The 25,071-nt window shown below is 73.0% G+C and carries 21 protein-coding genes; 15 read left to right on the top strand and 6 right to left on the bottom strand.

Annotation, left to right across the window (positions count from 1 at the left end; genetic code table 11):
- Positions 1–80: 80 nt before the first annotated feature.
- Positions 81–680, bottom strand: a complete 600-nt coding sequence (locus tag RLT58_RS20060; protein WP_311311753.1) for a TetR/AcrR family transcriptional regulator — start codon at positions 678–680, stop codon at positions 81–83.
- Positions 681–847: 167 nt separating this feature from the next.
- Between RLT58_RS20060 and RLT58_RS20055 the strand changes: the two genes are divergently transcribed.
- From RLT58_RS20055 to RLT58_RS20045, 3 genes are all read left to right on the top strand, one after another.
- Complete coding sequence (locus tag RLT58_RS20055; protein WP_311311752.1) at positions 848–1,168, top strand: putative antibiotic biosynthesis monooxygenase; 321 nt, start codon at positions 848–850, stop codon at positions 1,166–1,168.
- A gap of 165 nt (positions 1,169–1,333) precedes the next feature.
- Positions 1,334–2,392 carry a sensor histidine kinase gene (locus RLT58_RS20050; protein WP_311311751.1) on the top strand — a complete coding sequence of 353 codons (1,059 nt, stop codon included), beginning with the start codon at positions 1,334–1,336 and terminating at the stop codon, positions 2,390–2,392.
- Positions 2,389–3,069, top strand: a complete 681-nt coding sequence (locus RLT58_RS20045) for a response regulator (protein WP_311311750.1) — start codon at positions 2,389–2,391, stop codon at positions 3,067–3,069. Before RLT58_RS20050 ends, RLT58_RS20045 begins: the two co-directional genes overlap by 4 nt.
- Positions 3,070–3,130: 61 nt before the next feature.
- Here RLT58_RS20045 and RLT58_RS20040 read toward each other — a convergent pair whose 3' ends face one another.
- The 5 genes from RLT58_RS20040 to RLT58_RS20020 form a co-directional block, all read right to left on the bottom strand.
- The gene (locus RLT58_RS20040) at positions 3,131–4,069 is read right to left on the bottom strand and encodes a UbiA family prenyltransferase (RefSeq protein WP_311311749.1); all 939 of its coding nucleotides are present in this window, start codon (positions 4,067–4,069) and stop codon (positions 3,131–3,133) included.
- Between the two features lie 170 nt (positions 4,070–4,239).
- Positions 4,240–4,824, bottom strand: a complete 585-nt coding sequence (locus tag RLT58_RS20035; RefSeq protein ID WP_311311748.1) for a DUF2165 family protein — start codon at positions 4,822–4,824, stop codon at positions 4,240–4,242.
- A 160-nt stretch (positions 4,825–4,984) separates the two neighbouring features.
- Complete coding sequence (locus RLT58_RS20030) at positions 4,985–5,566, bottom strand: hypothetical protein (RefSeq protein WP_311311747.1); 582 nt, start codon at positions 5,564–5,566, stop codon at positions 4,985–4,987.
- Positions 5,567–5,669: 103 nt separating this feature from the next.
- A complete protein-coding gene (locus tag RLT58_RS36130; protein WP_399131655.1) occupies positions 5,670–6,881 on the bottom strand; it encodes an eCIS core domain-containing protein in 1,212 nt (403 codons plus the stop codon).
- Between the two features lie 548 nt (positions 6,882–7,429).
- Positions 7,430–8,755 (bottom strand): COG1470 family protein, encoded by a 1,326-nt coding sequence (locus tag RLT58_RS20020; protein WP_311311746.1) that lies wholly within the window; start codon positions 8,753–8,755, stop codon positions 7,430–7,432.
- Positions 8,756–8,958: 203 nt separating this feature from the next.
- On the opposite strand from RLT58_RS20020, the gene RLT58_RS20015 reads away from it, so the two are divergent.
- The 12 genes from RLT58_RS20015 to RLT58_RS19960 all read left to right on the top strand — a co-directional run bounded on the left by RLT58_RS20015 (position 8,959) and on the right by RLT58_RS19960 (position 25,048).
- Entirely contained in the window at positions 8,959–9,693 is a 735-nt protein-coding gene (locus RLT58_RS20015; protein ID WP_311311745.1) for a helix-turn-helix transcriptional regulator, read from the top strand.
- Positions 9,694–9,923: 230 nt separating this feature from the next.
- On the top strand, positions 9,924–13,121 hold the full coding sequence (locus RLT58_RS20010; protein ID WP_311311744.1) for a hypothetical protein: 3,198 nt from the start codon (positions 9,924–9,926) through the stop codon (positions 13,119–13,121).
- Positions 13,118–13,825 carry a Pvc16 family protein gene (locus RLT58_RS20005; RefSeq protein ID WP_311311743.1) on the top strand — a complete coding sequence of 236 codons (708 nt, stop codon included), beginning with the start codon at positions 13,118–13,120 and terminating at the stop codon, positions 13,823–13,825. The genes RLT58_RS20010 and RLT58_RS20005 overlap by 4 nt, the downstream gene beginning before the upstream one ends.
- An 80-nt stretch (positions 13,826–13,905) precedes the next feature.
- Positions 13,906–16,098, top strand: a complete 2,193-nt coding sequence (locus RLT58_RS20000) for an ATP-binding protein (protein ID WP_311311742.1) — start codon at positions 13,906–13,908, stop codon at positions 16,096–16,098.
- 205 nt (positions 16,099–16,303) lie between these two features.
- Positions 16,304–17,842, top strand: a complete 1,539-nt coding sequence (locus tag RLT58_RS19995; protein WP_311311741.1) for a phage tail sheath family protein — start codon at positions 16,304–16,306, stop codon at positions 17,840–17,842.
- 64 nt (positions 17,843–17,906) lie between these two features.
- Positions 17,907–18,347 (top strand): phage tail protein, encoded by a 441-nt coding sequence (locus RLT58_RS19990; RefSeq protein WP_311311740.1) that lies wholly within the window; start codon positions 17,907–17,909, stop codon positions 18,345–18,347.
- Entirely contained in the window at positions 18,344–18,832 is a 489-nt protein-coding gene (locus RLT58_RS19985; RefSeq protein ID WP_311311739.1) for a hypothetical protein, read from the top strand. Before RLT58_RS19990 ends, RLT58_RS19985 begins: the two co-directional genes overlap by 4 nt.
- On the top strand, positions 18,829–18,987 hold the full coding sequence (locus RLT58_RS19980; RefSeq protein ID WP_003966147.1) for a DUF6760 family protein: 159 nt from the start codon (positions 18,829–18,831) through the stop codon (positions 18,985–18,987). Before RLT58_RS19985 ends, RLT58_RS19980 begins: the two co-directional genes overlap by 4 nt.
- A gap of 2,635 nt (positions 18,988–21,622) precedes the next feature.
- On the top strand, positions 21,623–22,003 hold the full coding sequence (locus RLT58_RS19975) for a hypothetical protein (RefSeq protein WP_311311738.1): 381 nt from the start codon (positions 21,623–21,625) through the stop codon (positions 22,001–22,003).
- A 57-nt stretch (positions 22,004–22,060) separates the two neighbouring features.
- Complete coding sequence (locus RLT58_RS19970) at positions 22,061–22,486, top strand: phage tail protein (protein ID WP_311311737.1); 426 nt, start codon at positions 22,061–22,063, stop codon at positions 22,484–22,486.
- A 61-nt stretch (positions 22,487–22,547) separates the two neighbouring features.
- Positions 22,548–23,285 (top strand): CIS tube protein, encoded by a 738-nt coding sequence (locus RLT58_RS19965; protein ID WP_311311736.1) that lies wholly within the window; start codon positions 22,548–22,550, stop codon positions 23,283–23,285.
- On the top strand, positions 23,282–25,048 hold the full coding sequence (locus RLT58_RS19960; protein ID WP_311311735.1) for a VgrG-related protein: 1,767 nt from the start codon (positions 23,282–23,284) through the stop codon (positions 25,046–25,048). Before RLT58_RS19965 ends, RLT58_RS19960 begins: the two co-directional genes overlap by 4 nt.
- Positions 25,049–25,071 lie beyond the last annotated feature (23 nt).

The raw sequence follows: 25,071 nt of genomic DNA, 5'->3' as shown, positions 1-25,071 counted from the left end.
GGACCGAAAGTAGTAGCCGGATACCTCGGGGGTATCCGGCCGGCGGGGGGTACGGGGACGGTTCGGGCCGCAGAGGCGGTTCAGGCCGCGGGGGCGGCGGCCGGGACGCCGGACAGCGCCTGGCGGGCGAAGGCCACCACATGGGCGCGCAGGTCGAGACCGCCGTCGGCGTCCGCCTCCGTGCCGATGATCAGCCGGGCGAGCTGCGGCACCGCGTTCGGCCAGGCGGCGAGCCCGATCAGGCTCAGCAGACAGGCCGCGACCTGCGGGGACGCCTCGGTCCCGAAGCTCTCGGCGAGCGCGGCGATCTTCTCCTCGTAGTGGCCCCGGCGGCGCTCCTCGTTGGGCAGGACCCCGTCGCGGTAGTGCAGCCCCTCCCAGAAGAAGAGCCTGACCAGGACCGGGTTGTCGCGGTGGAAGTCGTACACCCGTCCCACGTACTCCGCGGGGTCGTCGCCGCCCTTGAGCGGGACGGCCTCGGCGAGCTCGTCCAGTGCGCGACCCACGACGGCGTCGAACAGTTTCTGCTTGTTGCCGAAGTAGCCGTAGATGCGCTCCTTGTTCACGCCGGCCAGCTCCGCGATGCGGTCGACGCGGGCCCCGGCAATGCCGTGAGCTGCGAATTCCTCCTTCGCCGCAGCGAGGAGCCGTTCCTTGGTGTGGGTCGTGTCCGAGGTCATGACACCAGCCTAGAGCGGCTTCCGCCGAATGCCAACCAACTAGCTGGTTGACATCCAACTAGTTGGTTGGCATCGTGGAACACGTCGCCGAGGGCAGCACCACCGCCCCGGCCCCAGGACTCGCACCACCGACCGCACGATCCGCCGACCCATGGATGGGACCTCTCATGACCACCGTCGCCCGCCCCGCCGCCACCGCCGCTTCCGCCGCTTCCGCCGCTTCCGCCGCCGACAGGAATCAGCCCCGGTCCGCCGCTCCCGCGCAGCCGGTCCCGCTGCCCTCCGTCCACACCCGGGTCCTGCTCACCTGGATCGCCGTCTTCTCGGCCCTGACCGCCGTGCAGCTGGTCCTCGGCCCGTACGTCGCGGGCTTCCCCATGCTCCTGCGCACCCTGGTCATCACCGGGGTCGTCGTGCCGGCCGTCGTCTACGCCCTGGTGCCGAACCTCCTGAAGGTCCGGGCCGCGGTGCTGCGCCGCCGCCACTGAGCCGTACGGCACATGGCTGATTCCAGCCATCAATGACACGCAGTCCGCAAATCGGCTTATCCTGCACCGGTTCGACGATCAGAAATGCCGTTGAGCACGGGGGAGGAGAGCGTGATGAGAGAACAGGCCCGGAGCCGTCTCGGCAGCCGCCAGGACGGCCGGCCCGTGGACCGCTTCAGAGCGTACGAGGACGAGGTGATCGCCCTCTACCACGCCCGGCTCCGCGGGATCCACAGCCCGCTCGCCTCCGACCCGGAGGTCTGGGCCCAGTGCGAGTTGCAGGGCCGCAGGGTCTTCCGTGACTGCGCCGACAGCCTCCAGGCCGGGCTGACCGAGGTGTCCGACAGCCATATCGCCGAAGTCGTCGACCTCGGCAGCGCCCGGGTCCAGCAGGGCGTCCATCTCACCCACTCGGTGCGGGCCGGTGTCATCCTCTTCGACACCGTCCTGGAGCGCCTGCTCGAATGCACCGAGGGCGTCGAAGGCACCGAACAGGCCTACTCGGCGGCCATCCGCGCCCTCCAGCAGGGTATCGGGCGCCGCCTCGAGGTCGGCTCGATCGCCTACGACTCCTTCATGCTCGCCCGGGTCCGCGAGGTCCACGACAAGGGCCACCGCAAGCTGGCCCGCGAGATCCACGACCAGATCGGCAACTCCCTGAGCCTGGCCATGCGCCAGCTGGAGCTGTACGAGATCGGGGTCGCCCGGCAGAACGCCGACGTGCCCAAGGAGGTACGGGCCGCACAGGACGCCATCCTGGAGACCCTCGCCCACACCAGGGAACTCGTTACCGAGCTCCGCCGCCCCGCCATCACCGGCTGTCTGGAAGCGGCGCTCGCCTCCTTCGTCGCCTCCATGGGCGACGAGGGCGTGCCCGTCCAGCTCTGGGTGCGGGGGCTGGACGAATGGATACCGGCCCCGGTAGCCGAGGAGGTGTTCGTCATGGTCCGCGAGTGCCTGCGCAACTCCTTCCGGCACGCGGAGGCGGGCAACATCGTCGTCCACATCGACATCGCCCCGCACGAGATCCAGACCGAGATCATCGACGACGGCCTCGGCTTCGACGTGGAACAGGTGCTGGCCGGCGGCCGTACGAACGGCCTCACCGGCCTCCAGGAACGCACCGACCTGCTGGGCGGCACCCTGCACATCGGCTCGTCCGCGGGCCGGGGCACCCACGTCACCATCTGGATCCCCATCAAGGAGGACCGGACCCTGCGATGAACGACGCCACCCCCGAATCCGTACGGATCCTCGTCGCGGACGACCACACCCTGCTGCGCGAGGCCCTCTGCGACCTGCTGCGCTCCGAGCCCGGCTTCGAGATCGTGGCCCAGGCGGGCAACGGCGAGGACGCGATCCGGCTGGCCGCCGCCCACCGCCCCGACGTCGTGCTGCTCGACATCGAGATGCCGCGCAACGACCCCCCGGCCACCGTCCGCCGGCTGCTCCAGGGCGACCCCGGGCTGCGGATCATCGTGCTGAGCATGTACGACGGGCAGCAGCTGGTGCAGGAGCTGCTGCAGCTCGGCATCAGCGGTTATCTGCACAAGAGCACCGGCCGCGAGACGCTCATCTCGGCCGTGCGCTCCCGCGAGGGCGGCGAGCTGCGCACCGTGACCGTCTCGGTCTCCCCGCACAGCCTCCGCGCCCCGCAGCCCGCGCCCGACGGCGCCGGCGGTCTGTCCGACCGCGAGGCCGAGGTACTCACGCTGGTGGCCCAGGCCATGAGCAACCGTCAGATCGCGGTCAAGCTCGGCATCGCCGAAGGAACGATCAAGCGGCACATGCGGAACATCTTCACCAAGCTCGACGCCGTCTCCCGGATCGACGCCGTGAACAAGGCCGTGGAACGCGGGCTGCTCCCCCAGCCCGACCAGCCGCGCGGCCGCCGCTTCTGAGACGCCGTCGTGCCCCGCACACGCAGGACGTGTGCGGGGCACGAGGGCGAATTCGGCCGGCTCAGGCGGACAGCACGAGCCCGGCGAAGAGCGTCACATGGACCAGATGCTGCGTCACCATGAAGGCGCGGTACGGCGTACGGCCCCGGGCCGCGTCGCCCCGCGTGGTCCGGCAGAGCACCGCCACCACCACGGCTCCCCCGGACAGGACCACCGCCGCCGGGCCCAGCAGGGCGGCCCCGTGCGCGACCGCCGCGAGGAAACCCCCGGCGATCAGAAGGGCGCCCCCGCCGCCCACCAGCCGGGCGGTGGTGTCCCCCCAGGCGGTGACCGAGGTACGCCGGCCGGCCGCCGCGTCGCCCCGCACATGGGAGAAGTCCTTGGTCACGGCCCCCACCACGCACATCCACAGCGACATCGTGACGGCCAGTACCAGCACCGCGCCCGAGGGCCGGCCCTCCCCCGCCGCCGTCCAGCCCGCCGCGTAGGTCAGCAGCCCCATCAGCAGAACAGAGCCCGAGGTGCCGGCCGCGCTGCGCTTGAGCTGGAAGGGCGCCGCCGAGTAGGCGTAGCCGAGGAAGAGGAAGGCCAGGTCGAAGGCGATCAGCAGGACGTTGTTGCAGGCCAGCGCCGTGATGACGGAACCCGCCGCGGCGAGCCAGGTCAGCCGGGCGGCTGCCCTCGGTGACAGGTCGCCCCGGGCGATCGGCCGCCCGGTCCGGTTCACCCGGTCCTCCCGGACGTCCGACACCCCGTTGATGCCGTACGTGAACAGCGTCGCCAGCACCCAGCAGACGCCCGGCGCGATCAGCCTCGGCCCCACCCCCGCGAAACCGGCACCGGCGGAGACCGCGGCCCCCGCCAGGAAACGCATCAGAAAGACGATCTGTACGCAGCAGCGCGCCTCTTCGAGGAACAGGACCACGGCGCGCGCCGCACCTGCGATCCGCAGGGTGGAAGTCGGTGTACCGGAATTGATCTGTGCTGTGTATGCCCCCATGACCAGGGACATTAATGACGGGCCGGGGACACACACATGCCCCATCGGCGGGCTTTCCGATACCCCTTTTGGGGAAGGGGCCGTATCGGAAGGACCGCCGACGGGGCAGTCGGCACGTGGGGGGAAGCGCGGGTGCGGGGGCGTGGGGGGGGAAGCGGGCGGCGGGGGCGTCAGCGTTCCTGCTGCGCGCCGGTCACCGAGGGCAGGTTCACCAGCAGCGCGGCCAGCAGACCGATGATCAGACCGGTGAAGTGGACCTGCTGCGCGGCCCCGATGTAGATCCAGTAGCCGAAGAACATGCCGCCCGACAGGAAGAGCAGGAACAGCCCGGCGAACGCACCCAGCGCGATGTTCGCGCGCTGCGTGACGACGATGCCGGTGTCCTCGCCGCGCGCCCGGCGCACCAGCCCGTAGGCGGCGCGGGCGAGCAGGGCCACGATCAGCACCTCGTAGATGATGACGCCGATCAGCGCCGGGGTGGCCATCGACTCGGGCATCGCCCGCCACTCGAGGCCGTTGCCCCGGACCGGGTCCTTCACCAGGTCGCTCATCGTCAGCATGGAGCTGATCAGGGCCTTGTTGGTGCCGAAGTCATTGATGTTGTTGAGCGTGACCAGGCCCAGCCACAGGGTCAGGCCGCTCATCAGGAAGGCGTTGAGCGCGGCCAGCCGCGAGCGGACCGCGAGGTCCGGGCGGCCGGTGGCCTGCGGGCTCGCCATGTCCTTCGTGGTGGGCCGGTCGGCGGTCAGTGCCATGGCAGAACTCCTCGGAGCTGAAGGGGAAGGGGAACCGTTCGGTGGTCCCAGCGTGCCCGGCTTCCCGCCGCACCGGCAGCCCCTCCTTCGACCTGCCCGACCGGCCTGCCCGGACTGCCTGCCCGGCCGGCCCCGGGCGAGGTCCGCTTCGGCGCCGCTCTCAGCGGGTGTGGTTCTTGTCGATCGTGTAGTCGCTGATCCGCCACCCGGCCCCGCCCGAACCCGCCATGGCCTTGGCCGTCCAGGGCCGGCGGTCGTCCTTCGTCGCGGGAAGGGGCTTGCCCGTCGCACGCCGCACCACGATGCCTGTCACGTCGACGCAGTCGGTGATCGTGGCCGAGTGGACGGCGGAGGAGGTGTCCACCCCGGAGACCTCGGGGTCCGTCACGGGCCTCCCCTCGAAGGCGAGGCCCTGCTGGTTGTAGTAGGTGAGGGCATCGGTGATCTGCACCGTGGCGTCACCGGTCGTGTACGCGGCCGGCTTCTCCTGGGGCATGCTCCCGGAGGAGTAGGCCTCGACCTGGACGTCCCACATGCCGCGGTACGCGGCCAGGGCGTCCCGCCCGTCCGCCGCCTTCTCCTGCCGGCCGATGTCCTCACTGCCCCGACTGCCCCGGCCGGCAGTCGCCTTGGGCGCATCCGGCTCGTCACCACCCGGAGAACCACAGCCGGCCACCAGCAGGAGAAGGGCCGCAGCCGTCCCCGTACAGGCCTTCAGTCCGGTACTGCTCCCGCGCGCCATCGGACCCCCGGTCGTACGCCGTCGCCCCGAGCCCGGATGTGCGGCTGCCGTCCGGCACATGATGTGCCGTCATTCTGCATCAGCCGCACGCGCGCCGGCGCGGTCAGCCCCGCGCCCGGACCACCACCGTGATCGGGCCGACCTGGCCGAAGTACGCGCCCTCGCCGCCGTACGCGGTGTGGAAGGACTCCGACATGTGGTCGACCGTGTAGACGGCGGCCATGGCGGCGCCCTGGGCCGGGGGGTTGCCGTTGTCGGACCAGACCTCCAGGACCACGCAGTCCTGGCCGTCCCTGGCCACCACCGCGGCGGCGTGGAACTGGCTCATCTCCTTCGTGCTGTCCGGCTTCGCCGCGACGATCACGAAGGCCTGGCCGGGCTGGGGGCTCGCGGCCTCGTTGCGTTCGCCGGTGAAGCCGCGGGCCTGGCGGCGGTTGGTCGCGTCCGCCTGGCCGAACGCCTCGGCCCTGTCCTCGCCCCGGAAGCGGGTGTCGATCGTGCTGTACTCGCCGCCTCCCCACTCCAGCCGGCCCACCTGGTTGTTGATGATCTCCTCGGCGGCGTGCAGGCAGTCGAGAAGGATGGGGCCGCCGAGCCAGTAGCCGTTGTAGGTGCCGCCGCCGATCACCTGCTGCTGGTTGGTGGACCGCAGGGCGGCGGCGAGCTGCCCGGCCGGCACGTCGTCGCGGACCCACACCACCTGGTCCTCGGGCACCACGACGAACTGGCCGGTCTCCGTGACATGGACCCGGCCGAGCGCGGGGTCGTCCTGTGCGGTGTAGCGCTGGATCTGCCCGGTGCGGGCGCTCCCCGCCGCCGTGGCCGTGTCCGCCGCGTGGCCGTCGCGCACGGTGGGCGCGGTGCTCCGCATGACCCGGGTCGCGTTGGCCTCGGCGGCCTTCTCGTACGCGTCCGACGGGTCGGAGATCCGCAGTCCGCCGCCCGTGTCGGTCCCCGCGACGGGGCCGTTGCGCTGCTGGATGACGTGGGTCAGCTCATGGGCGAGCGTGTGCTTGTCGGCGCCGCCGGGCCCGATGACGATATGGCTGCCGGAGGTGTAGGCGCGGGCGCCGATCTCGGTGGCGGAGGCGCGGGCGGCGCTGTCGGTGTGCAGGCGCACCTCACCGAAGTCGGCCCCCAGCCGGCCCTCCATCTCCTGCCGTACCGGCTCCTCCAGGGGCGTGCCCGGCCGGCGCAGCACGTCGTGGACCGCGGAGCGCTGTACGGCGGGCGCCTCGTCGCGCGGATGGCCGCAGCCGTCGCCGTGCTGATGGCGGGAGCGCTGGACCATCCGTACGACCGCGCTGTTGCCCACGGTCCGTTGGAGGCCGAGCGGTGCCAACCTGCCCGAAAGGGGCGGTGATTGCTCCGGCGTTCTCGTCGTCCGGGCGGGCTGGGCGGCCGCTTCCGCCGAGTTGGCTTCCTCGCGTCGTTGCGAACCTCGCGCACGCATATGCCGCCCTCCCGGGCCGATGTGGGGGACGGAACCGAGTCCGCCCCAATTCAACCGGGCCATTCGAGTCCGTGCCCTCTACTACATGGACGAGAACGAGCCATATATCGGGCGGCGGACCGCCCGGAGGCCTCACCCCGAACCGGCGTTCCCACGTGCCCGGGGGCAGGGCGTCCCACCGGTCTCTCTCCCGGTGCAGGCCCTCTGATCAGCGACGACGGGGCGAGGGAAGGAGACGGCAGCCGGATGCCGGGGTCCGGTCGGGCACCCGAAGGGGCTTCCGGGTCCGTTTCGGCGTGACATCGCGCACACCTGTTCCCCTTCACCGGCATGCCGGTTCCGGCCTGGCCCCGGAATCTGCTCTTCTCCTATCCGAAAGATGGGAATCACATGGTCGGACACGGCCGTTCCTACGGTTTGAGTTCGCTGAGCTCGCCGCTCACATTCAGCACTTCGTGGCACTCGGAAGCCTGCTTTCCGGTGGCGGGGGTGCCGGGCTTCTGGCAGTTCACGGAAGCGGTGACGGTGGCATTTTCGGGGATCTGAATGGGGGTGACCCAGTGGTAGTCCTGGTTGCGGAACGTCTCGAGCGCGATGGTGGTGATCTTGCGCTCGCCGAAGGTGATGGTCACCACCCCTTCGTCGCCCTGGAAGTTGGCGACGACCAGGTCCGTGATGGCGAAGACCTTCCCGTCCGGGACCTTGTACGTCCCCACCTTCTCGGCGCCGCCGCCCGTCTGTACGTCGATCGTGGCCGAGCTCTGCTGGCCGCTTCCCTCGACGACGCCGGGACCGCCGTTGCCGCCTCCGGAACCCGTCGAACCGCCGCCGTCCTGACCGCCCTTGTCCTCGGGGCCGCCGGGCTGCTCACCCTTTCCGTCCTGCGTGCCCTGGCCGGTGTCCGGCTTCGCGGCCTCGCGCTGCTTCTCCTCCTGCGCCGCGTCGGTGGCGGCCTGCTTCGCCGTGCTGCGTACCGCCGGGCGGACCAGCGCGAACCAGGCGATCAGCAGCGCGAGCAGCGCGGCGAGAACCACCAGCAGCCAGCGCGGCAGGATGGGCAGTTGGACGAATTCACCGGGCAGCCGTTCGTCCTGCCCTCCCGGGACACCCGGCTGCGCCTCGGGCGCGGCATCGTCCTTCGGGGCGGCCGACACCTCGAAGGGCCAGGTCACCGGCTGGCCGAACCAGATCGGCTTGCGGGTGCGCACCCGCAGGCGCACCTCGGCCGACTCGCCCGGTTCCAGGCGGCGTTGGGCGGGGGTGATCCCGAACCGGATCTCCTCACCGGCCTGTTGCCCGGCGAACGCCACATCGACCGGCGTATTGCCGAGGTTCTGCGCGGCGATGCGGTAGCGGGCGGCCAGCCAGCCGCGCCGGCGGCGGGGCTCCAGCTCCCGGCGCAGCTCGGCGAAGGCGGCCACCGTCACCGTGGTCTCGCGGACATCGACCAGTTCGGGGTGTTCCGCCGGCAGCACCTTGACGCCCAGCGGTATCTCCCCTGCGCGGACCTCGTGGGACCGGGGCGGGGCGAGCTTGACGGTCACCACTTCGGAGGTGCCGGGGTACAGCGAGACACGCGCCGGCTCGACGGTGCTCCACGCGGCGCAGTCGCCGACCACCTCCAGCGCGTACGCCTCGACGATGTCGCTGTCGTTGCGCACGGTCAGGGTGGTGGTCGCCTCACCTCCGGGCGACACCGTCACGGTGGGGAATTCGAGTTCGGCAGATGTGGTCACGCTCCGACGCTAGGCCAGCGGGCCACCGCACCAGCAGAGACGGGAGGGCAACGGCCGGGCAAGGGCAGTGCCCCGGTGGCACACCGCCGCGCTGCCCTCGCGTATCCGGCCGCGGCCCGCGCGCCGTGAACGGCTCCGGCGGGATCCACCCCACCCTCACCCACCCTCCGCCGGATGAAACGGAACGAAACGGACAGTGAACGATGGCACCGACCGAAACGACGCGCCCCCAGGCGCCACCGAGGCAGCACCGCGCACCCCACTCCGCCTCCGCCCGCCCCACCAGGACCGCTCCCGCCGCCCCGTCGCATCCCGGCGGGCGGGTCTCCGTCGCCGTGTACGCGGGGGACCTGATCCTGCACGCCGGGGTCGTCCAGCAACTGCGCCAGCGGCCGGAGGTGGAGCTGCTCGACGAGTCGGACGCCGAGCGGGCCCAGGCGTCCCTGGTGGTCGTGGACGTGGTCGACGACTCAACGGTCCAGCTCCTGCACCGGCTTCAGCGCAACACCGCGACCCGTACCGGCCTGGTCGTCGGGTTCTTCGAGTCCGGCACGCTGCAGACGATGATCGAGTGCGGGGTGGCCGCCGTGCTGCGGCGCGCCGAGGCAGACCAGGACCGGCTGGTGCACCTGGTCACGGCGATGGCCAACGGGGAGGGTGTCCTGCCGGGTGACCTCCTCGGCAAGCTCCTCGACCATGTCAGCAGCCTCCAGCGGACCGTCCTCGACCCCCGGGGCCTCACCCTCTCCACCCTGACGACCCGGGAGGCCGACATGCTCAAGCTGGTGTCGGAGGGCTTCGACACCGCCGAGATCGCGTTGAAGACGTCGTACTCGGAGCGCACGGTCAAGAACGTGCTGCACGAGGTCGCGACGCGTTTACAGCTTCGCAACCGTGCGCACGCCGTCGGCTACGCGATGCGCAACGGCCTCATATGACAACCACCACCGGGCCGGTGTGAGCCGGCCCGCCGGGCCCGCCCCGTCCGTGCGGGCACCCGGGAAGTGAACGTACGGGGAGGTGCCGCGGCCGCAAAGGGCAGCGGCACCTTCCCCCGCTCGGGGTACTACCGGCCTGTTCTTCCCTCCGCACGCACGCGAGGCTGATGGAGCTGGGGGCCCTGGGGCGACACGCCCCGGAGCCATGAAGTACGACTGCGAGGTGGACCGTGATCGGCACCGCTGGTCCCGCCGGGAACTCCCGGCTGGGCAGACTGACGGGAGCTGTGGTGCTGTTGGTGCCGCTGCTGGTGGCGGTCTCCGGGTCCGCCCCGGGCGGCGTCACCCGGGCCGCCGCCGCCCCGGCGGACGCCGGGACCCCCCTGGCCGACACCGGGCGGATCGCCTACGCCGGTACGGAACACCGCAGCCTGGGCCGGGTGACGGGACCGCAGCAGAGCGACCCGCTCTTCGGCGCCGGGCCCGCCCACTTCGACACGGACCCCTCCGCCCGGGGCGACCGTCTCGTCTTCACCAGCCTGCGGGACGAGGCACAGCCGCAGGTCTATCTGCGCGAGGCCGACGGTTCCGTACGGAAGCTGACCACCGGCCGGGACGCCTCGCACCCCGAACTCTCCCCGGACGGACGGACCGTGGTCTTCGACTCGGCCGAGCCCGGCATCGCCGGGGCCGGGAAGCAGCGGGACCTGTGGGCCGTCGGCACCGACGGCACGGGGCTGCGCAGGCTGACCGACACCCCGGCCAACGAGGAGTGCGCGACGTTCTCGCCGGACGGCGGGCGGATCGCCTACTCCGGCGACGCGGACCCCGCAGGCCGCTGGCGGATCTACACCCGGCCCCTCGACGGCGGACCGGCGACCGCGCTCACCGACCCGGCGGCCGGTGACGCGACCGAGCCGTCCTGGAACCCGGTCGACGACGACGCCCACCGCGCCCTGATCGCGTACACGCTCCAGGCGGACGCCGAGACCGGTCCCCGGCTGCGGGTGACGGACGGAGCGGGCCGGGACGAGCCGTTCCTGAACGGCGGCGCGGCCGGCTGGCGCACCAGCGCGGCGTCCTGGCTGCCGGGCGGCGACGCGATCCTCTTCCTCAGCCCGGACCTGCCCTGCGGGTGCACCACGTTCGACAACGTCTACCGGGCGCCGTACAACTCGCAGGACCAGCCGCAGGATGTGCTGGCCGAGGACCGTTCGGTGACCGATCCGGTCTGGCTGGGCGGTCCGGACACCGGCTCCGTCGTCGTCGCGCGGACGAGCGCCCCGGCCCGGCACCTGGCGACGCTCCAGGACGTGCGGCCGGACGGCTCCGACCCCCGGGACCTGGGCCTGAGCATCCTGAAGGAGGACCCGGCGGCGGACAGCTACACCGACCCGTCGGCCGACCCGCTGTTCAACCCCGGGGAGGGCTTCGACCCCTGGACCGAGCGGCAGAACTACACGCCGGACGGCCGGCGCATCGTGGTGACCCGCTTCGAGGACACCGACGCCGGGCGCATCGAACGGATCTGGCTGGTCGACGCCGACGGCTCGAACGCCGCCGCGATGCCGCTGGCCGGGCGCGGCGAGCGCGACTGGGACACCGACCCCACCTTCTCGCCGGACGGCACCCGGCTCGCCTTCACCCGGACCTCGCCCGGCGGGGTGGGCCAGGCGTCCGGGCCGGGCCGCATCCTGATCGCGGACGCGGCCACCGGCGCGATCGTGGACGAGATCCGTCCGCCCGCAGGTCAGGCGGCGGGCGGCGACGCACAGCCGACCTGGTCGTCGGACGGCACGACGATCGCGTTCACCCGCAATCTGACGATCGACGGCAACGGCGGCAACAAGCACGTCTGGACCGCCTCCGTGGACGACCTCACCCGGCAGCAGGACCTCAGCGCCACGCTCTGCCCGGCGGGCTGCCAGGTGATCGACGACAGCCCGGCGTTCTCCCCCGACGGCCGCACCGTCGCGTTCAACCGCAAGGACGGCGGCGGCAGGGTCAACGAGCGCTCCGGCGTCCTGCTGGCCTCGCTGACGGACGGCGGCTGCCAGGTCGTGCTGCCCACCGGACTGCGGCAGGACCCGGGTGCGTGCGGCCGGGAGCTGCCCGACACCTCCGCGTCCGGCCCGTTCCAGCCGCGCGACGTGGCCTGGTCCCCGGACGGCAGCCACCTGGTGCTCAGCTCGCGCCGCGAACTCCCGGCGAACTCGCGGGAGAAGCTGAACACGCTGGACCTCTCGACCGGGGTCCTGACGCCGATCACCAAGCGGCTGCCCGGACGCCAGAAGGAGCCTGCCTACCAGCAGTCGGTCGACCTCTCGGTGACCGCGCCGCCCACCGCACCGCCCCTGACGGTCGGGACCACCACGCCCCTGACGGTCACGGTCACCAACCGGGGCCCCTCGCCCTCGCCCGGGACCACCTTCACCGTCGCCGCCCCGCCCGGGGTGCGCGTGGACCGGATGACCACACCGGCCGGCAGCTGCGGGGACGCCTCCCCGACCTGCGACCTCGGGGTGCTCGCCCCGGGCGCGAGCATCGAGGTGACCGCCGAGCTGACCGGCGTGACGACGGGCGACCAGGAGATCGGCTGGTCCGTCTCCGGGGCCGTCGTCGACCCCACCCCGACCGACAACGCGGCCGTGACCGTCGTCCCGGTCCAGGACGCCCCCGCTCCGCCGACGCCCGACCCGACACCGACGCCGACCCCGACCGTCACGTCCGTGCCGAAGCCCCCGCCGCCCGCGCCCGCGCCTCCCGCGCCCGCACCGGCTCCTGAGGCCGGGCCCGCTCTGCGGATCGTCGCGCAGCCCAGCCCCGGTTACGTAGGCGGCCGGGTCGTGGTGACGTACACCGTCCGCAACGGGCGCAACGCCCTGGCCACCGGGTTGCGGCTGCGGCTCGGGCTGCCCGCCGCGATTCCCGCAGACCCGCTGCCCGCGGGCTGCTCCGCCGGGGTCTGCGCCCTGGGCGACCTGGCACCGGGAGCGACATCGGTCGTACGGGTCGTCCTGCGGCCGGACAAGGCGCTGCGGACCACGATCGACGGGAAGCTGACCACGACCGGCACCGACGCCGATCCGAAGGACAACGCCGTGCGGGTGCCGCTGCGCATCCTTCAGCCGAAGATCATCGCCGTTCCGGCCGTCGGCAAGCCCGGATTCGTCACCTCGGTCCGGGGCAAGGACTTCCCGCCCGGCGCCCCGGTGACGCTCACCTGGAAGCCGGGGATCACCGCCACGGCCCCACCGGCCGTGGCCGGTTCGGCGCGGACGTTCATCGCGCAGCTGCTGATCCTGGTCAAGGACCAGACGGGCCCGCGCACGATCACCGCGAAGGGCCCCGGGTTCAGCCCGGTGACCACCCCGTTCCTGGTGGTGACAGGCAGCATCGGGCCGCCGGACGAAGTGGGCCGCCGGTGATCCACGAGGTCGACGAGGGGCTGCGGCTGCTGCTCGTGGAGGCCGGTCTGGAGGAGAGCGGGGTGGAGCTGGTCTTCGACGCGCCCACCCGCGACTGGTCGGCCCGGCGCAACGCCCCGACGATCAGTGTGTTCCTCCACGACATCCGCGAGGACGTCAGCAGGCGCCGTACCGGCACGGCGGAGGAGCACGACGCGGACGGGGTGATCGTCGGCTGGCGCACCCCGCCCCGCTGGTTCGAGCTGACGTATCTGATCACCGCCTGGACCAACCGCCCGCAGGACGAGCACCGCCTGCTCTCGGAGGTGCTCCGCTGTCTGATCCGCGCCGATGTGCTGCCCGCCCGGATGTGTACGGGTTCGCTGGCCGAACTCGGCCTCGCGGTCGGCCTGGAGGCGGCAGCGCCCGGGATGGACGGGCCGTCGGCCTCGGACGTGTGGTCGGCGCTGGGCGGCGAGCTGAAGGCCTCCGTCGCGCTGCGGGTCTCGGCGCCCCTGGCCGGTGAACGGACGCCCGCCGGGCCGCCGGTCACCGAGGGCCTCGTCGTGCGGTCCGCTCCCGCCGTCGACGGCGGGAGCGACGGGGACGCGGGGCGCCGGCTGCGCTACACCGGCGCCACGGATCCCGGTGCCGACGGCTTCGCCGGCACCCGCGAGCGGCTGCATCCGACGGCTCGGCGCCGACGCGGCGGCACGGCCCGGTGACGCCCCAGGACGTCCGCCCCGCGACGCCCTCGCACCCCTCGCACCTCCGCTCCACGACACCCCAGGATCCCCACGCCCCCATGCCCCAGCGCCAGGACCTCCGCGAACAGCCCCAGGACCTCCACGAACGGCCGCCCGCCGCCGACGGAACCGGCCATGAGCCGCCGCCCGCCGCCGACCCGGCCGGCCTCGCCCACCTGTGGCTGCGGCTCGCACTCGTCGAGCGGCGGGTCCGGGACGCCGTGGCCGCCCGCCGGGCCGTCGATCCGGACCCGGACGACCCGTACCGGGGCCAGTACCTCACCCCCGAGGGCGCCGAGCGCATCCTGCGTACGCCCGCCGCGGCCACCGACGAGGAGCGCGCGGAGCCCGTGCAGGAGCCGGCACCCGAGCCGCCGGCGGGCAGCCGGATCGCCGGGCTGGCACGGGCGTTCGGGCTGGCGCCGCTGGACGTCGAGCTGCTGCTCGTCGCCCTGGCGCCCGACATCGACGCCCGCTTCGAGCCGCTCTACGGCTATCTCAACGACGATCTGACCCGCCGCAGGCCCACCGTGCAGCTGGCCCTGGAGCTGTGCGGGCAGCCCATGGCGGGCCCCGCGCGCTTCCGGCTCTCCCCGTCGGCGCCGCTCGTCGCCGGCGGGCTCCTCGAAGTCACCGAGACCGAACGGCCACTGCTCACCCGGGTGCTGAAGGTCCCGGACCGGATCACCGCCCACCTCCTGGGGGACGACGAGATCGACGGCAGCCTGCACTGGCTGGTCTCCGTGGGCGGTCCGCAGCCCGCGGCCGACACCGAGCGGACGGACCGGATCGCCGCAGCCGCCACAACGGGCAGCGGACTCGTCCACCTCCTGGACCGGGGCGGCGACCCCGGCAGACTGGCCATCGACGCGCTCACCGCCACCGGCCGCCGCGCCCTCGTGGTGGACGTGGCCGCACTCGTCGCCGACCCCGCCCCGGGCCGGGCCGTCCGGACCCTGGCGACGGAGGCCCGGCTGAGCGGCGGCGGCGTCGTGCTCGGCCCGCTCGAAGCGCTCGACCCGGCGCACCCCGGCCGCGTCCGGCTGCTGCGCGACCTGTGCGCCGCCGTCGGCGGGGCCGCGCCCCTGATCACGTACGGCACCAAGGGCTGGGACCCGCTGTGGGCCGGCGAGAGCCCGGTGGCGGTGGCCGTCCCGCCGCCCCCGCCGGAGCTGCGGACCGAACGGTGGCGGTGGGCGCTCGCCACCGCCGGCCGGTCCCTCGGCGCCGGGCCGGACGCGTACGAACTCCCGGACGGGGAGCTGGAGGAGGCGATGGCCTCGTACCGGCTCGACGCGGAGCAGGTACGCAAGGCGGCCGCCGTCGCCACCCGTACGGCCGTGCTGGAGGGGCGGCCCCTGCGGGCCCACGACCTGCGCGCCGCCGTCCGCGCCCAGAACGGCGCCGGTCTCGAACGGCTCGCCCGCCGCATCGAGCCCGCGGTCGGCTGGGACGACCTGGTGCTGCCCCCGCCCACCCGTCGCCAGCTGGGCGAACTCGCGCTGCGGGCCCGCCACCGCGAACAGGTCCTCGGCAACTGGCGGATGCGGCCGGGCGGCGGCCGGGGCCGGGGCGTGATCGCCCTGTTCGCCGGGGAGTCCGGCACGGGCAAGACGATGTCCGCCGAAGTGGTGGCCGCCGAACTGGGCATGGAGCTCTACGTCGTGGACCTGTCCACCGTGGTGGACAAGTACATCGGCGAGACCGAGAAGAACCTGGAGCGGATCTTCGCCGAGGCGTCCGAGGTCAACGGCATCCTGCTGTTCGACGAGGCGGACGCGATCTTCGGGAAGCGCTCGCAGGTCAAGGACGCGCACGACCGGCACGCGAACGTGGAGTCCGCGTATCTGCTCCAGCGCATGGAGTCCTTCGACGGGATCGCCGTACTGACGACCAATCTGCGGGCCAACCTGGACGAGGCGTTCACCCGGCGGCTCGACGTGGTCGCGGAGTTCCCGATGCCGGACGTCGCCCAGCGGCTCGCGCTGTGGGACCGCTGTCTGGGGCCGGAGATGCCGCGCGACGCCGGACTCGATCTGGACTTCTGCGCCCGGCGGTTCGAGCTGGCGGGCGGATCGATCCGGGCATGCGCGGTGACGGCGGCCTATCTGGCGGCGGAGACCGGACGGCCGCTCGGCATGGAGCAGATCGTCACGGCCGTGCTCCAGGAGTACCGGAAGCTCGGACGGCTGCTGCTGGAGAGCGAGTTCGGGCCCTGGCTGAGCGGGCTGCGGAGCGCGGACACGGCCTAGGGCCTGTCTTCGAACTCCCCTCGTCGCCCGGCAGAGGGGAGTTCGAAGACAGGCCAGGGCTCTTCGTCCGGGCTGTCCCGCAGGTCGGCGCGGGTGCCCGGGAAGGCAGCGATGTTGCCCCTGGTCGGGGACCTTGGGACCTACTGCCGGGCCGTACGGCGGTGTGGACTGGACGGCGACCGAGTGGCCAGCTGAAGGAGCGAGTATGCCGTCGTACCTCACCCCGGGCGTGTACGTGGAGGAGGTGCAGTCCGGAGCGCGGCCGATCGAGGGAGTCGGCACCGCCGTGGCGGCCTTCGTCGGCTTCGCCGAGTCCGGACCGTTTCATGAGCCGACCCTGGTCACCAACTGGGACCAGTACGTCCAGACGTTCGGGTCCTTCACGGCCGGTACGTATCTGACGCACGCGGTCTACGGCTACTTCGCCAACGGCGGTGGCACCGCCTACATCGTCCGCATCGGCGGCCCCGCGCAGGGCTCCGGACAGGACGCCGTGGCGCAGGCACCGGCGCCCGCCGCGCTCGGCGGCTTCCTGATCTCGGCCCGCCCCGGGGTGAGCGGCGAGATCTCGGTGGAGATCGCCGAACCCGAGGGCGAGAACCCGCCGGAGGACAAGTTCCGGCTGCTGGTCCGCCAGGGCAGCAAGGTGGTGGAGACCTACGACGCCTCCACCCGTAAGAACGTCAAGGGCTATCTGGTCACCCAGACCCGCGACTCCAAGCTCATCGAGGTCACCGAGCAGCCGGGCGTCGCCCAGAGCCGCCCGACCGCGCAGAGCGTGGCCCTCGCCACGGCCACCGCCTCCGCACCGGCCCCCGGGAACGGCGTCGCGACGCTCGACGCCGCCGAGTACGTCGGTGACGCGGCGGCCCGCACCGGATTCGCGGGCCTGGAGTCGATCGACGAGATCACCATGGTCGCGGTGCCGGACCTGATGAGCGCCTACCAGCGCGGCGACATCGACGCCGAGGGCGTCAAGACCGTGCAGCTCGCCGTCATCTCGCACTGCGAGCAGATGGGCGACCGGGTGGCCGTCCTGGACACCCCGCCGGGCCTGAACGCCCAGCGGGTCCGCACCTGGCGCAACGACGACGCCGGCTTCGACTCCCGCTACGCGACCGTGTACTACCCCTGGGTCAAGGTCTTCGACCCGGCGACCGGCCGCAACGAGCTGGTCCCGCCGAGCGGCCATGTCTCCGGTGTGTGGGCGCGCAGCGACGGCGAGCGGGGCGTGCACAAGGCTCCCGCCAACGAGGTCATCCGCGGTGCGGTGGACCTCGAACTCCGCCTCAGCAAGGGCGAGCAGGACCTGCTCAACCCGATCGGCGTCAACTGCGTACGGGCCTTCCCCGGGCGCGGCATCCGGATCTGGGGCGCGCGGACCCTGTCCTCCGACCCGGCCTGGCGCTACCTCAACGTCCGGCGGCTCTTCAATTACCTGGAGGAGTCGATCCTCCTGGGCACCCAGTGGGTCGTCTTCGAGCCCAACGACGACCGCCTGTGGTCCAGCATCCGCCGCAACGTCACCGCCTTCCTCACCGAGGAATGGCGCCGGGGCGCGCTCTTCGGCCGGACGGCGGAGGAGGCGTTCTACGTGAAGTGCGACCGGGACAACAACCCGCAGGAGTCGATCGACCTCGGCCGGGTCGTCTGCGAGATCGGGGTCTCCCCGGTGAAGCCCGCCGAGTTCGTGGTGTTCCGCCTGGCGCAGTTCTCGGACAGCACGAGCCTCGTCGACGAGTGACCCACGCGGTCGCTCCCCCATCTCCGCCTCAGGTTTTCCGCGAAAGAAAAGGTGACATTCAGTCATGGCAGAGGGCGATGCTCTTTCCACCCACGTCTTCGGCGTCCAGCTGGGCGGCTATCTCGTCGAGTCCGTCCAGGAGATCAGCGGACTGACCGTCGAGGAGGAAGTCGTCGAGGTCCGCCAGGTCACGGCGGAGGGCAAGCAGATCATCCGCAAGCAGCCCGGCGCCCGCCAGGCCGGCGAGGTGACGATCACGCGGGGACTCGACAAGAGCAGCGAGTTCACCAAGTGGATCAAGGAAACGCTGAACAACGGCGCCGTGGACACCGCGCGCCAGAACCTCACGATCGAGATCAAGGACTCGACCGGTGAGACCGTGCGCCGCATCCAGCTGATGCAGGGCTGGGCCAGCAAGTGGGAGGGCCCGTCCCTCAAGGCCGGCGAGTCCAGCGCCGCCACCGAGAGCGTGACCATCACCTTCGAGGAGATCGTGGTCGAATGAGGCGCAGGACGGTCACGGCCGGCGGGCTGGACGAGGTACTCGACACTCTGGCGTCCACCGAGCGGGAGGCGGCCCCCGCGCCGCCGCCCGCGCAGAACCGGCCGGCCGCCCAGGAGCTGCGCACCGAGTTCGAGTTCGAGCTGCCGCGCGGTTACGTCGACGACGACGGCACCCTGCACCGGCGCGGCTCGATGCGGCTGGCGACGGCCCGCGACGAGCTGCGCCCGCAGATCGACCTGCGGGTCAAGGAGAACCCGGCGTATCTGAGCGTGGTGCTGCTGAGCCAGGTGATCACCCAGCTCGGCACCATCACGGACGTGCACGCCGGGGTCGTCGAGCGGATGTACGCCACCGACGTGGCGTTCCTCCAGGACTTCTACCGGCGGATCAACAGCGAGGGCCACACGCATGCGGCGGTGACCTGCCCGTTGTGCCACGGCTCGTTCGAGGTGGACCTCTCGGGTGGGCGCCTGGGGGAATCGTGACGTACGCGCTCCCCCGGCTGCGGGAGGAGATCGCGTACGTCGCCTATCACTTCCATTGGCAGCGTGAGGACATTCTCGACCTCACCCACGGCGAACGTCAGCAGTGGGTACGGGAGATAGCGCGGATCAACACCCGCGTCAACGAAGGCGGGTGAACGCGTGGGGCTCGGGGACTGGTTCCGCAGGGGACAGCGGCCGGCCGGGGAATCCGCCCCGTCCGGGGCGGTCGCACCCGCCGAACCGCTGCCGGCCGGCACCTCGGGACCCGACACCTCGGGGCCCGGTGACTGGGACGGCGGCTGGCGCCGGGTGGCGCCGCCGGCCGTGACGGTGGCGCGGTCGTCGATCGGCGTGAGCGACGGGCTGCGGTTCCGCTCGGGCCTCGCGTCCTGGCAGAACCCCGCGTTCGGCGGCGAACTGGGCCACGCGGTGATGCCGTCGGCGCCGGTGGGCCTGATCCACGGCGTCACCCGCCCGGCGACCGCCCGCCCCGCGGCACCCGGCAGCCCACTGCTGCTGCGTGCGGTGCGGGCGGGGGGCGATACGGAGACTGAGCCGGGGCCGGCGGTGGAGCCGGGACCGGGCACGGGGTCAGGGTCAGGGTCAGGGTCGGCATCGGCATCGCGGTCCGGGGCGCGGTCGGGATCCGGCAGCGCCCCGGCCGCCGCGCCCCGGCCCCGTAATGCGGGCCCGGCGAGCGGGGCCGACCTGCCGCCGGTACAACGGGCCGTGCTGGGTTCGGGTTCGGACGAGCCGACGGTACGGAGCTCCGAGGACCTGACCGTCCAGCGGTCCGGGACGAGGACCGGCTCTGGCTCTGGCACCGGCACGCATACGGCGGCTGGTGGGCAAGCCGACGCCGGTGGACGCCTCGCCGCGCGCGCGGCCCGTCCGGACGGCGGTGCCTCCACGACCCGCCAGGGCCCTGTGGCCACCCCTTCCGCCCCGACCGCGCCCAGCGCTTCGTCGGCTCCGCTGCCGGTACGGTCCGCCGCCCCGGCCTCGACGCCTGCCCCGGCACCGGCGCAGCCCGGCCCGGCCGCCGCACGCCCGACGGGCACCGGCCGCACCGAGAACGCCACGCCACCCTCGCGGGCCGGCTCCAGGGCAGCTCCCGTACAGAGGGCTGCCGCCGCACCTGCCGCACCTGTCACATCGGGACCGGCTGGACCGGCTGCGGCTCCCGCTCCGGAGGCCGTACGCCCTTCGGCGCGGCCCGCCGCCGTACGTCCGCACGCGGTGCGACCGTCACTGATCGTGGCCCGGCGGCCGGCGATGCAGCCGCGTACGCTCGCGGCCGTCCCGTCCACCGGCGCCCGCGCCACCGTGTCCGTACCCGTGCCCGAAGCAACTCCGCGCGGGGGCACGGACAACACCCCTGCCGTGCAGCGCAGCAGCACCGACCGCCCCACAGCACCGGAGAGGGCGAAGGCGAGCGCGCCCGAGACGGTACGCCCGGCGCTGGGCGCGCCTCTGCGTGAACTGCCCGCCGACGCGGAGCCGTTCCCGCAGCCCACCGGACCGGCCCCCGCACCGGCACCGGCCGCCGAGGCCGCCCTGCCCGTACTGCAACGGCAGCCCTCGGCCGCGCCGGCAACCCCGCCGACCGCACCGACCGCACCGAATCCGTCTGCCCCATCTGCCGCCTCACCTGCATCGCCCGCATCACCCACGCCCCAGACGCCGAAGGCCCCGCAGCGGCCCGCACCAAGCACTCCGGCCGCCCGGGCACGGGCGCGCGGCGGCATCGGCATGCCGCTCACGGCGCTGCCGCCCACCGCCGCCCCGGCAGGCAACGCGCCACTGCTCGGCCACCCGGCCCAGGTGCAGCGGCGCACGCCGTCCACCGCGCCCGCCTCGCAGCCCGCGTCCCCGTCACCGCGCCCTGCCGACGCCGAGGCGCCGACCCAACCGTCCGCACCCGCTCCGGGCCCGGACGCTCCCGCGATGCCGGTACGCGCCGGAGCGACGCCCACGCCCACGCCCGCTTCCACGCCAACGCCCGCTCCCGCGCCCGTCGTCCAGCGCGCGACGTCAACCGGATCACCCGCGCCCAGCACTCCCGCGCCGCCTCGCCCGACCGGCGAGCGCCCGGCTCCCGTACGCATCCGACCCATCGAGACACCCCGGCGGACCCCGGCGACCAGCGCCCCCGCCGGCGCCGAGCCCCGTACGGAACTCGCTCTCATCCAGCGCTCGCGCTCCCTCCTGGCGGACCGCCCGCTCAGCGTCAACACGGGTGCGGCGGAAGGCTTCTCCGGAACCGCGGCCCCCGCCCCGGCAACGTCACGTCCCGTCGTGGCCGCCAGGTGGCGGCGCGACGCCCCGGCCCCGGGGACCACGCCCTCGCGGCCGACGGAAGCGGCGACGGGCCCCGTGCCCGGGGGCGGCCGGCAGACACGTCACGCCTCGCCCGCTCCCGTACAGCGTTCCGCCGTCCGGGGCGGCACGACGCCCCCGCGCGGCACAGCCGGCACCACCCCGAGCACCCCGGCGACAGCCGCGACACCCCCGGCCCTCCGGAGCATCCGCCCCGTCGTCCAGCGGACGGCGCCCCCGGGCCTCGCCACACCCACAACACCAACAGCACCCACAGCACCCACAGCACCCACCACAGGCGCCACACCCACCCCGCCGACCGCCACACCCCGCGTCCCCGTCGTACGACTCAACCCGTCGCCCCCCGCCCCGGGCTTCCGGAGCGCGGGAGCATCCTCCGGCACCCCCGTGGCGCCCATCCAGCGGCTGCCGCTCTCAGACGCGTCCCAACCGACGCTCCCCGCACCCGGGTTGAGCGCACCCCCGCCGCCCCCGGCCGTACCGGAGCTGTCCGTACGCGTCGCGCAGAGAGCCCCCGCGCCCGGCCACGCCACCACCGCACCACCGCTCCCGAACACCGCATCGCCGTCGCCCCACGGCGCCGCCCAGGCGCAGGCCGTCCAGCGGGCGGCGACGAACGCCGGGGTCCCCGGAGGCGTGCCCGTACGCGCGGCCTCGCCCCGGCCCCAGCAGACACCGGCGGCCCCCGCACCGGCCCCTCAACCCGCACCCGCCGGACCCGACATCGAGGAACTGGCCCGGCGCCTGCTCGACCCGGTCAGCCGGCTGCTGCGGGCCGATCTGCGCCGGGGACGGGAACGGACCGGGCGGCTGTACGACGGTCGCCGCTGACGGCGGTCCGGACGGCAGGGACGAAAGAGGTGGGGAGAGGCAAGGGAGAGAAAACGGATGACGGACAACATCTTCGCGACCAGCGTGTTCTTCAAGCTCGTCATCGGAGGCAACGACCTGGGCGCGTTCCACACCTGCTCCGGGCTCGGTGCCGAGGTGGAGATGGAGCAGTACGCCGAGGGCGGCAACAACGGCTTCGCCTGGCAGCTGCCGGGCCGGATCACCTGGACCAACATCACGCTGACCAGGCCCGTCACCGCCGACACCACGAAGATCGCCCGCTGGCTGAACGAGATCATCCAGCGGGTCGAGCCCAAGGACGGCGAGATCGTCGCACTGAAGCCGGACCTCAGCCGGATCATCAGCTGGCAGGTGCTCGGCATCGTGCCGGTCCGCTGGCAGGGTCCGTCGTTCGACCCCGCCAACTCACAGGCCGCGATCGAGACGCTGGAGATCGCGCACGAGGGCCTGCTCCCGTCCTGACCGGCACAGACACCACCACCAGCACCACCACCAGCAGCAGCAGCAGAGAGGAGGAGACGGGATGGCATCCGGAGCCCGTACCAGCCGCGCCCGCGCCCAGCTGACCATCATGGAACCGCCGGCGACGGTCGGCGCCCGGCCGGGCGGCAGCCTGGCCCGGCTCACCCTCCAGTTCAACCCCGCGAAGCTCTCGCTGAGCAAGACCACCGAGTGGCGGCGGACCCCGTCCCGGATGGCGGGGCAGTCCGCGCTGCCCGAGTTCGTCGGCAGCGGGCCGCGCTCGCTGTCGCTGGAGGTCTTCCTCGACGCCACGGCCACCCACGACAACTCCGTGGAGAAGGCCGTCGAACAGCTGATGCTGGCCTGCGTCCCCACTCCGAGCAGCCTGGCGCGCAAGACGCCCGCGAGCCCGTGGGTGCGCTTCGACTGGGGTACCTCGCGCACGACGTCCTTCGACGGGGTGCTGTCCAACCTCTCCGTCTCGTACACCCTCTTCGACGTGGACGGGAAGCCGCTGCGGGCGACCTGTTCCCTGTCCATCGAGGAGGCGAGCGTCGATCCGGCCGGGCAGAACCCCACCTCCGGTTCACGCGAGGCGCGCCGCACCCATCAGGTCGTCGCGGGGGACAGCCTGCCGCTGCTGGCCTGGCAGGAGTACGGCGACGCCACCGCCTGGCGCACGATCGCGGAGGCCAACGACATCGACGACCCGATGGTGCTCGTGCCCGGCACCGAGCTGATCGTCCCCGCCACCGAAGACCCCGTCACGCCCCCGTCCGCACTGGAGGACCCCCGATGACCACCGGCGGCAGGTCGTTCGCGGCCGATCCCATCGTCGAGGCCCCCGGCGAACTCCCCCAGGTCTGGGCCGCCCAGCTGGTGAGCTGTGTCGTGGACGAGAGCGTCCGGCTGCCCGACACGGCCCTGCTCACCTACCGCGACCCGAACCACGAACTGCTCACCGCGACCGGCATCACACTCGGCACCCCGCTGAAGATCTCGGTGGCCACCGTGCAGGGGCAGGCCCGGGAGCGGCTGTTCACCGGCGAGGTGACCGCCGTCGAGCTGGACACCGACACGACCGGCTCCTTCACCGTCGTACGGGCGTCCTCCAAGGCCCACCGCCTCCAGCGGGGCCGGAAGGTGGTGGCCTTCCGCAACATGCGGACCGCCGACATCGTCCGCAAGGTCGCCGCCGGGGCCGGGCTCTCCTGCGGGAGGGTCGAGGCCGCGCCGATCACGTACACCCAGCTCACCCAGGCCAATGTGTCGGACTGGGAGTTCCTCCAGTTCCTCGCGGAGGAGAGCGGGGCTCTGGTGCGGGTCGACGAGAAGGGGCTGCTCCAGTTCGTGAAGCCCGAGCCGGCGTCCTCGGCACCGGCGCCCACCTCGTCCGCCGACCGGAACCCGATGGTCCTGGAGTACGGACGGAATCTGCTGGCGCTGCGCTCCGTGCTGACGGGGGCGGACGGGGCGGACAACGTCGAGGTGCGCGGCTGGGACGTGAAGACCAAGACCCCGCTGGTGGCGCGGCACCCGTCGGTCCGCAGCACGACCGTCACGCCGGGGATGAGCCCGTCGGTGGCCGGCCGCGTGTTCGGCCCGGCCAGCAAGCTCACGGTGACCGACACCCCGTACCGCACCCAGGCCGAGGCCAGGGCCGTGGCGGGATCGGTGGCCGCGTCGGTGAGTTCGGGCTTCGGCGAGATCGAGGCCGTGGCGGAGGGCAACCCCCGGCTCCGGGCCGGGAAGCCGGTCGCCCTGGCCAACGTCGGGCCCGCGTTCTCCGGCCGCTACACCGCGACGGCCGCCCATCACGTCCTGGAGCCGCACGGCGGCTACCGCACGACCGTCATCGTCAGCGCCGCCACCGACCGCTCCCTGTCCGGGCTCGCCACCGGCGCCAACGCTCCCTCGCGCGGCCCGCGCATCCCCGGTCTCGCGATCGGGATCGTCACCGACATCCGCGAGGGCCGGGAGGAACGCGGCTGGGTGCGGCTGAAGTTCCCCTGGCTCGACGACACCTACGTCACCGACTGGGTGCGGACCGTGCAGTGGGGCGGCCAGGGCGGCGGCGGGGTGTTCAGCCCCGAGGTCAACGACGAGGTGCTGGTGGGCTTCGAACAGGGCCTGCTGGACAGCCCGTACGTGATCGGCGGGCTGTACAACGGTGTGGACCGGCCCTCGCCGCACGACGTCCCGCTCGTCGACCGGGCGAGCGGCAAGGTCAACCGCCGTTCCCTGGTCTCCCGTTCGGGCAACCGGGTCGAGCTGCTGGACTCCCCGCGCGGGCTGTCCGGCGTACGGCTGGCCAGCGGCGACAAGTGCCTGGAGGTCACCCTCGACCAGCGGCGCAACCGGATCGACCTGCGGGTGTCCGGCGCCGGCGGCCGGCGCACGCTCAGCTCCGTCCGGCTTTCCTCCAAGGGCATCACGCTCGACGCGGGGACCGGTGAGGTGAACGTGACCGGCCGCTCGGTCAACATCAACGGCAAGGCGCAGGTCACCGTGGACGGCGGCCTGCTCGCGGTCCTCAAGGCCAAGCTGATCCGCATCAACTGACGTACCCGACGACCCCGTTCCGT

This window comes from Streptomyces sp. ITFR-16, assembly GCF_031844705.1.
Lineage (GTDB): Bacteria > Actinomycetota > Actinomycetes > Streptomycetales > Streptomycetaceae > Streptomyces.
Note: the sequence above shows the minus strand (reverse complement) of the source record. Positions and strands in the feature narration are given on the sequence as shown.

Coding starts and splice junctions, on each gene's coding strand:
- RLT58_RS20060 (WP_311311753.1), bottom strand. CDS start 680: ATGACCTCGGACACGACCCACACCAAGGAACGGCTCCTCGCTGCGGCG.
- RLT58_RS20055 (WP_311311752.1), top strand. CDS start 848: ATGACCACCGTCGCCCGCCCCGCCGCCACCGCCGCTTCCGCCGCTTCC.
- RLT58_RS20045 (WP_311311750.1), top strand. CDS start 2,389: ATGAACGACGCCACCCCCGAATCCGTACGGATCCTCGTCGCGGACGAC.
- RLT58_RS20040 (WP_311311749.1), bottom strand. CDS start 4,069: ATGGGGGCATACACAGCACAGATCAATTCCGGTACACCGACTTCCACC.
- RLT58_RS20035 (WP_311311748.1), bottom strand. CDS start 4,824: ATGGCACTGACCGCCGACCGGCCCACCACGAAGGACATGGCGAGCCCG.
- RLT58_RS20030 (WP_311311747.1), bottom strand. CDS start 5,566: ATGGCGCGCGGGAGCAGTACCGGACTGAAGGCCTGTACGGGGACGGCT.
- RLT58_RS20015 (WP_311311745.1), top strand. CDS start 8,959: ATGGCACCGACCGAAACGACGCGCCCCCAGGCGCCACCGAGGCAGCAC.
- RLT58_RS20000 (WP_311311742.1), top strand. CDS start 13,906: ATGCCCCAGCGCCAGGACCTCCGCGAACAGCCCCAGGACCTCCACGAA.
- RLT58_RS19995 (WP_311311741.1), top strand. CDS start 16,304: ATGCCGTCGTACCTCACCCCGGGCGTGTACGTGGAGGAGGTGCAGTCC.
- RLT58_RS19990 (WP_311311740.1), top strand. CDS start 17,907: ATGGCAGAGGGCGATGCTCTTTCCACCCACGTCTTCGGCGTCCAGCTG.
- RLT58_RS19985 (WP_311311739.1), top strand. CDS start 18,344: ATGAGGCGCAGGACGGTCACGGCCGGCGGGCTGGACGAGGTACTCGAC.
- RLT58_RS19970 (WP_311311737.1), top strand. CDS start 22,061: ATGACGGACAACATCTTCGCGACCAGCGTGTTCTTCAAGCTCGTCATC.
- RLT58_RS19965 (WP_311311736.1), top strand. CDS start 22,548: ATGGCATCCGGAGCCCGTACCAGCCGCGCCCGCGCCCAGCTGACCATC.
- RLT58_RS19960 (WP_311311735.1), top strand. CDS start 23,282: ATGACCACCGGCGGCAGGTCGTTCGCGGCCGATCCCATCGTCGAGGCC.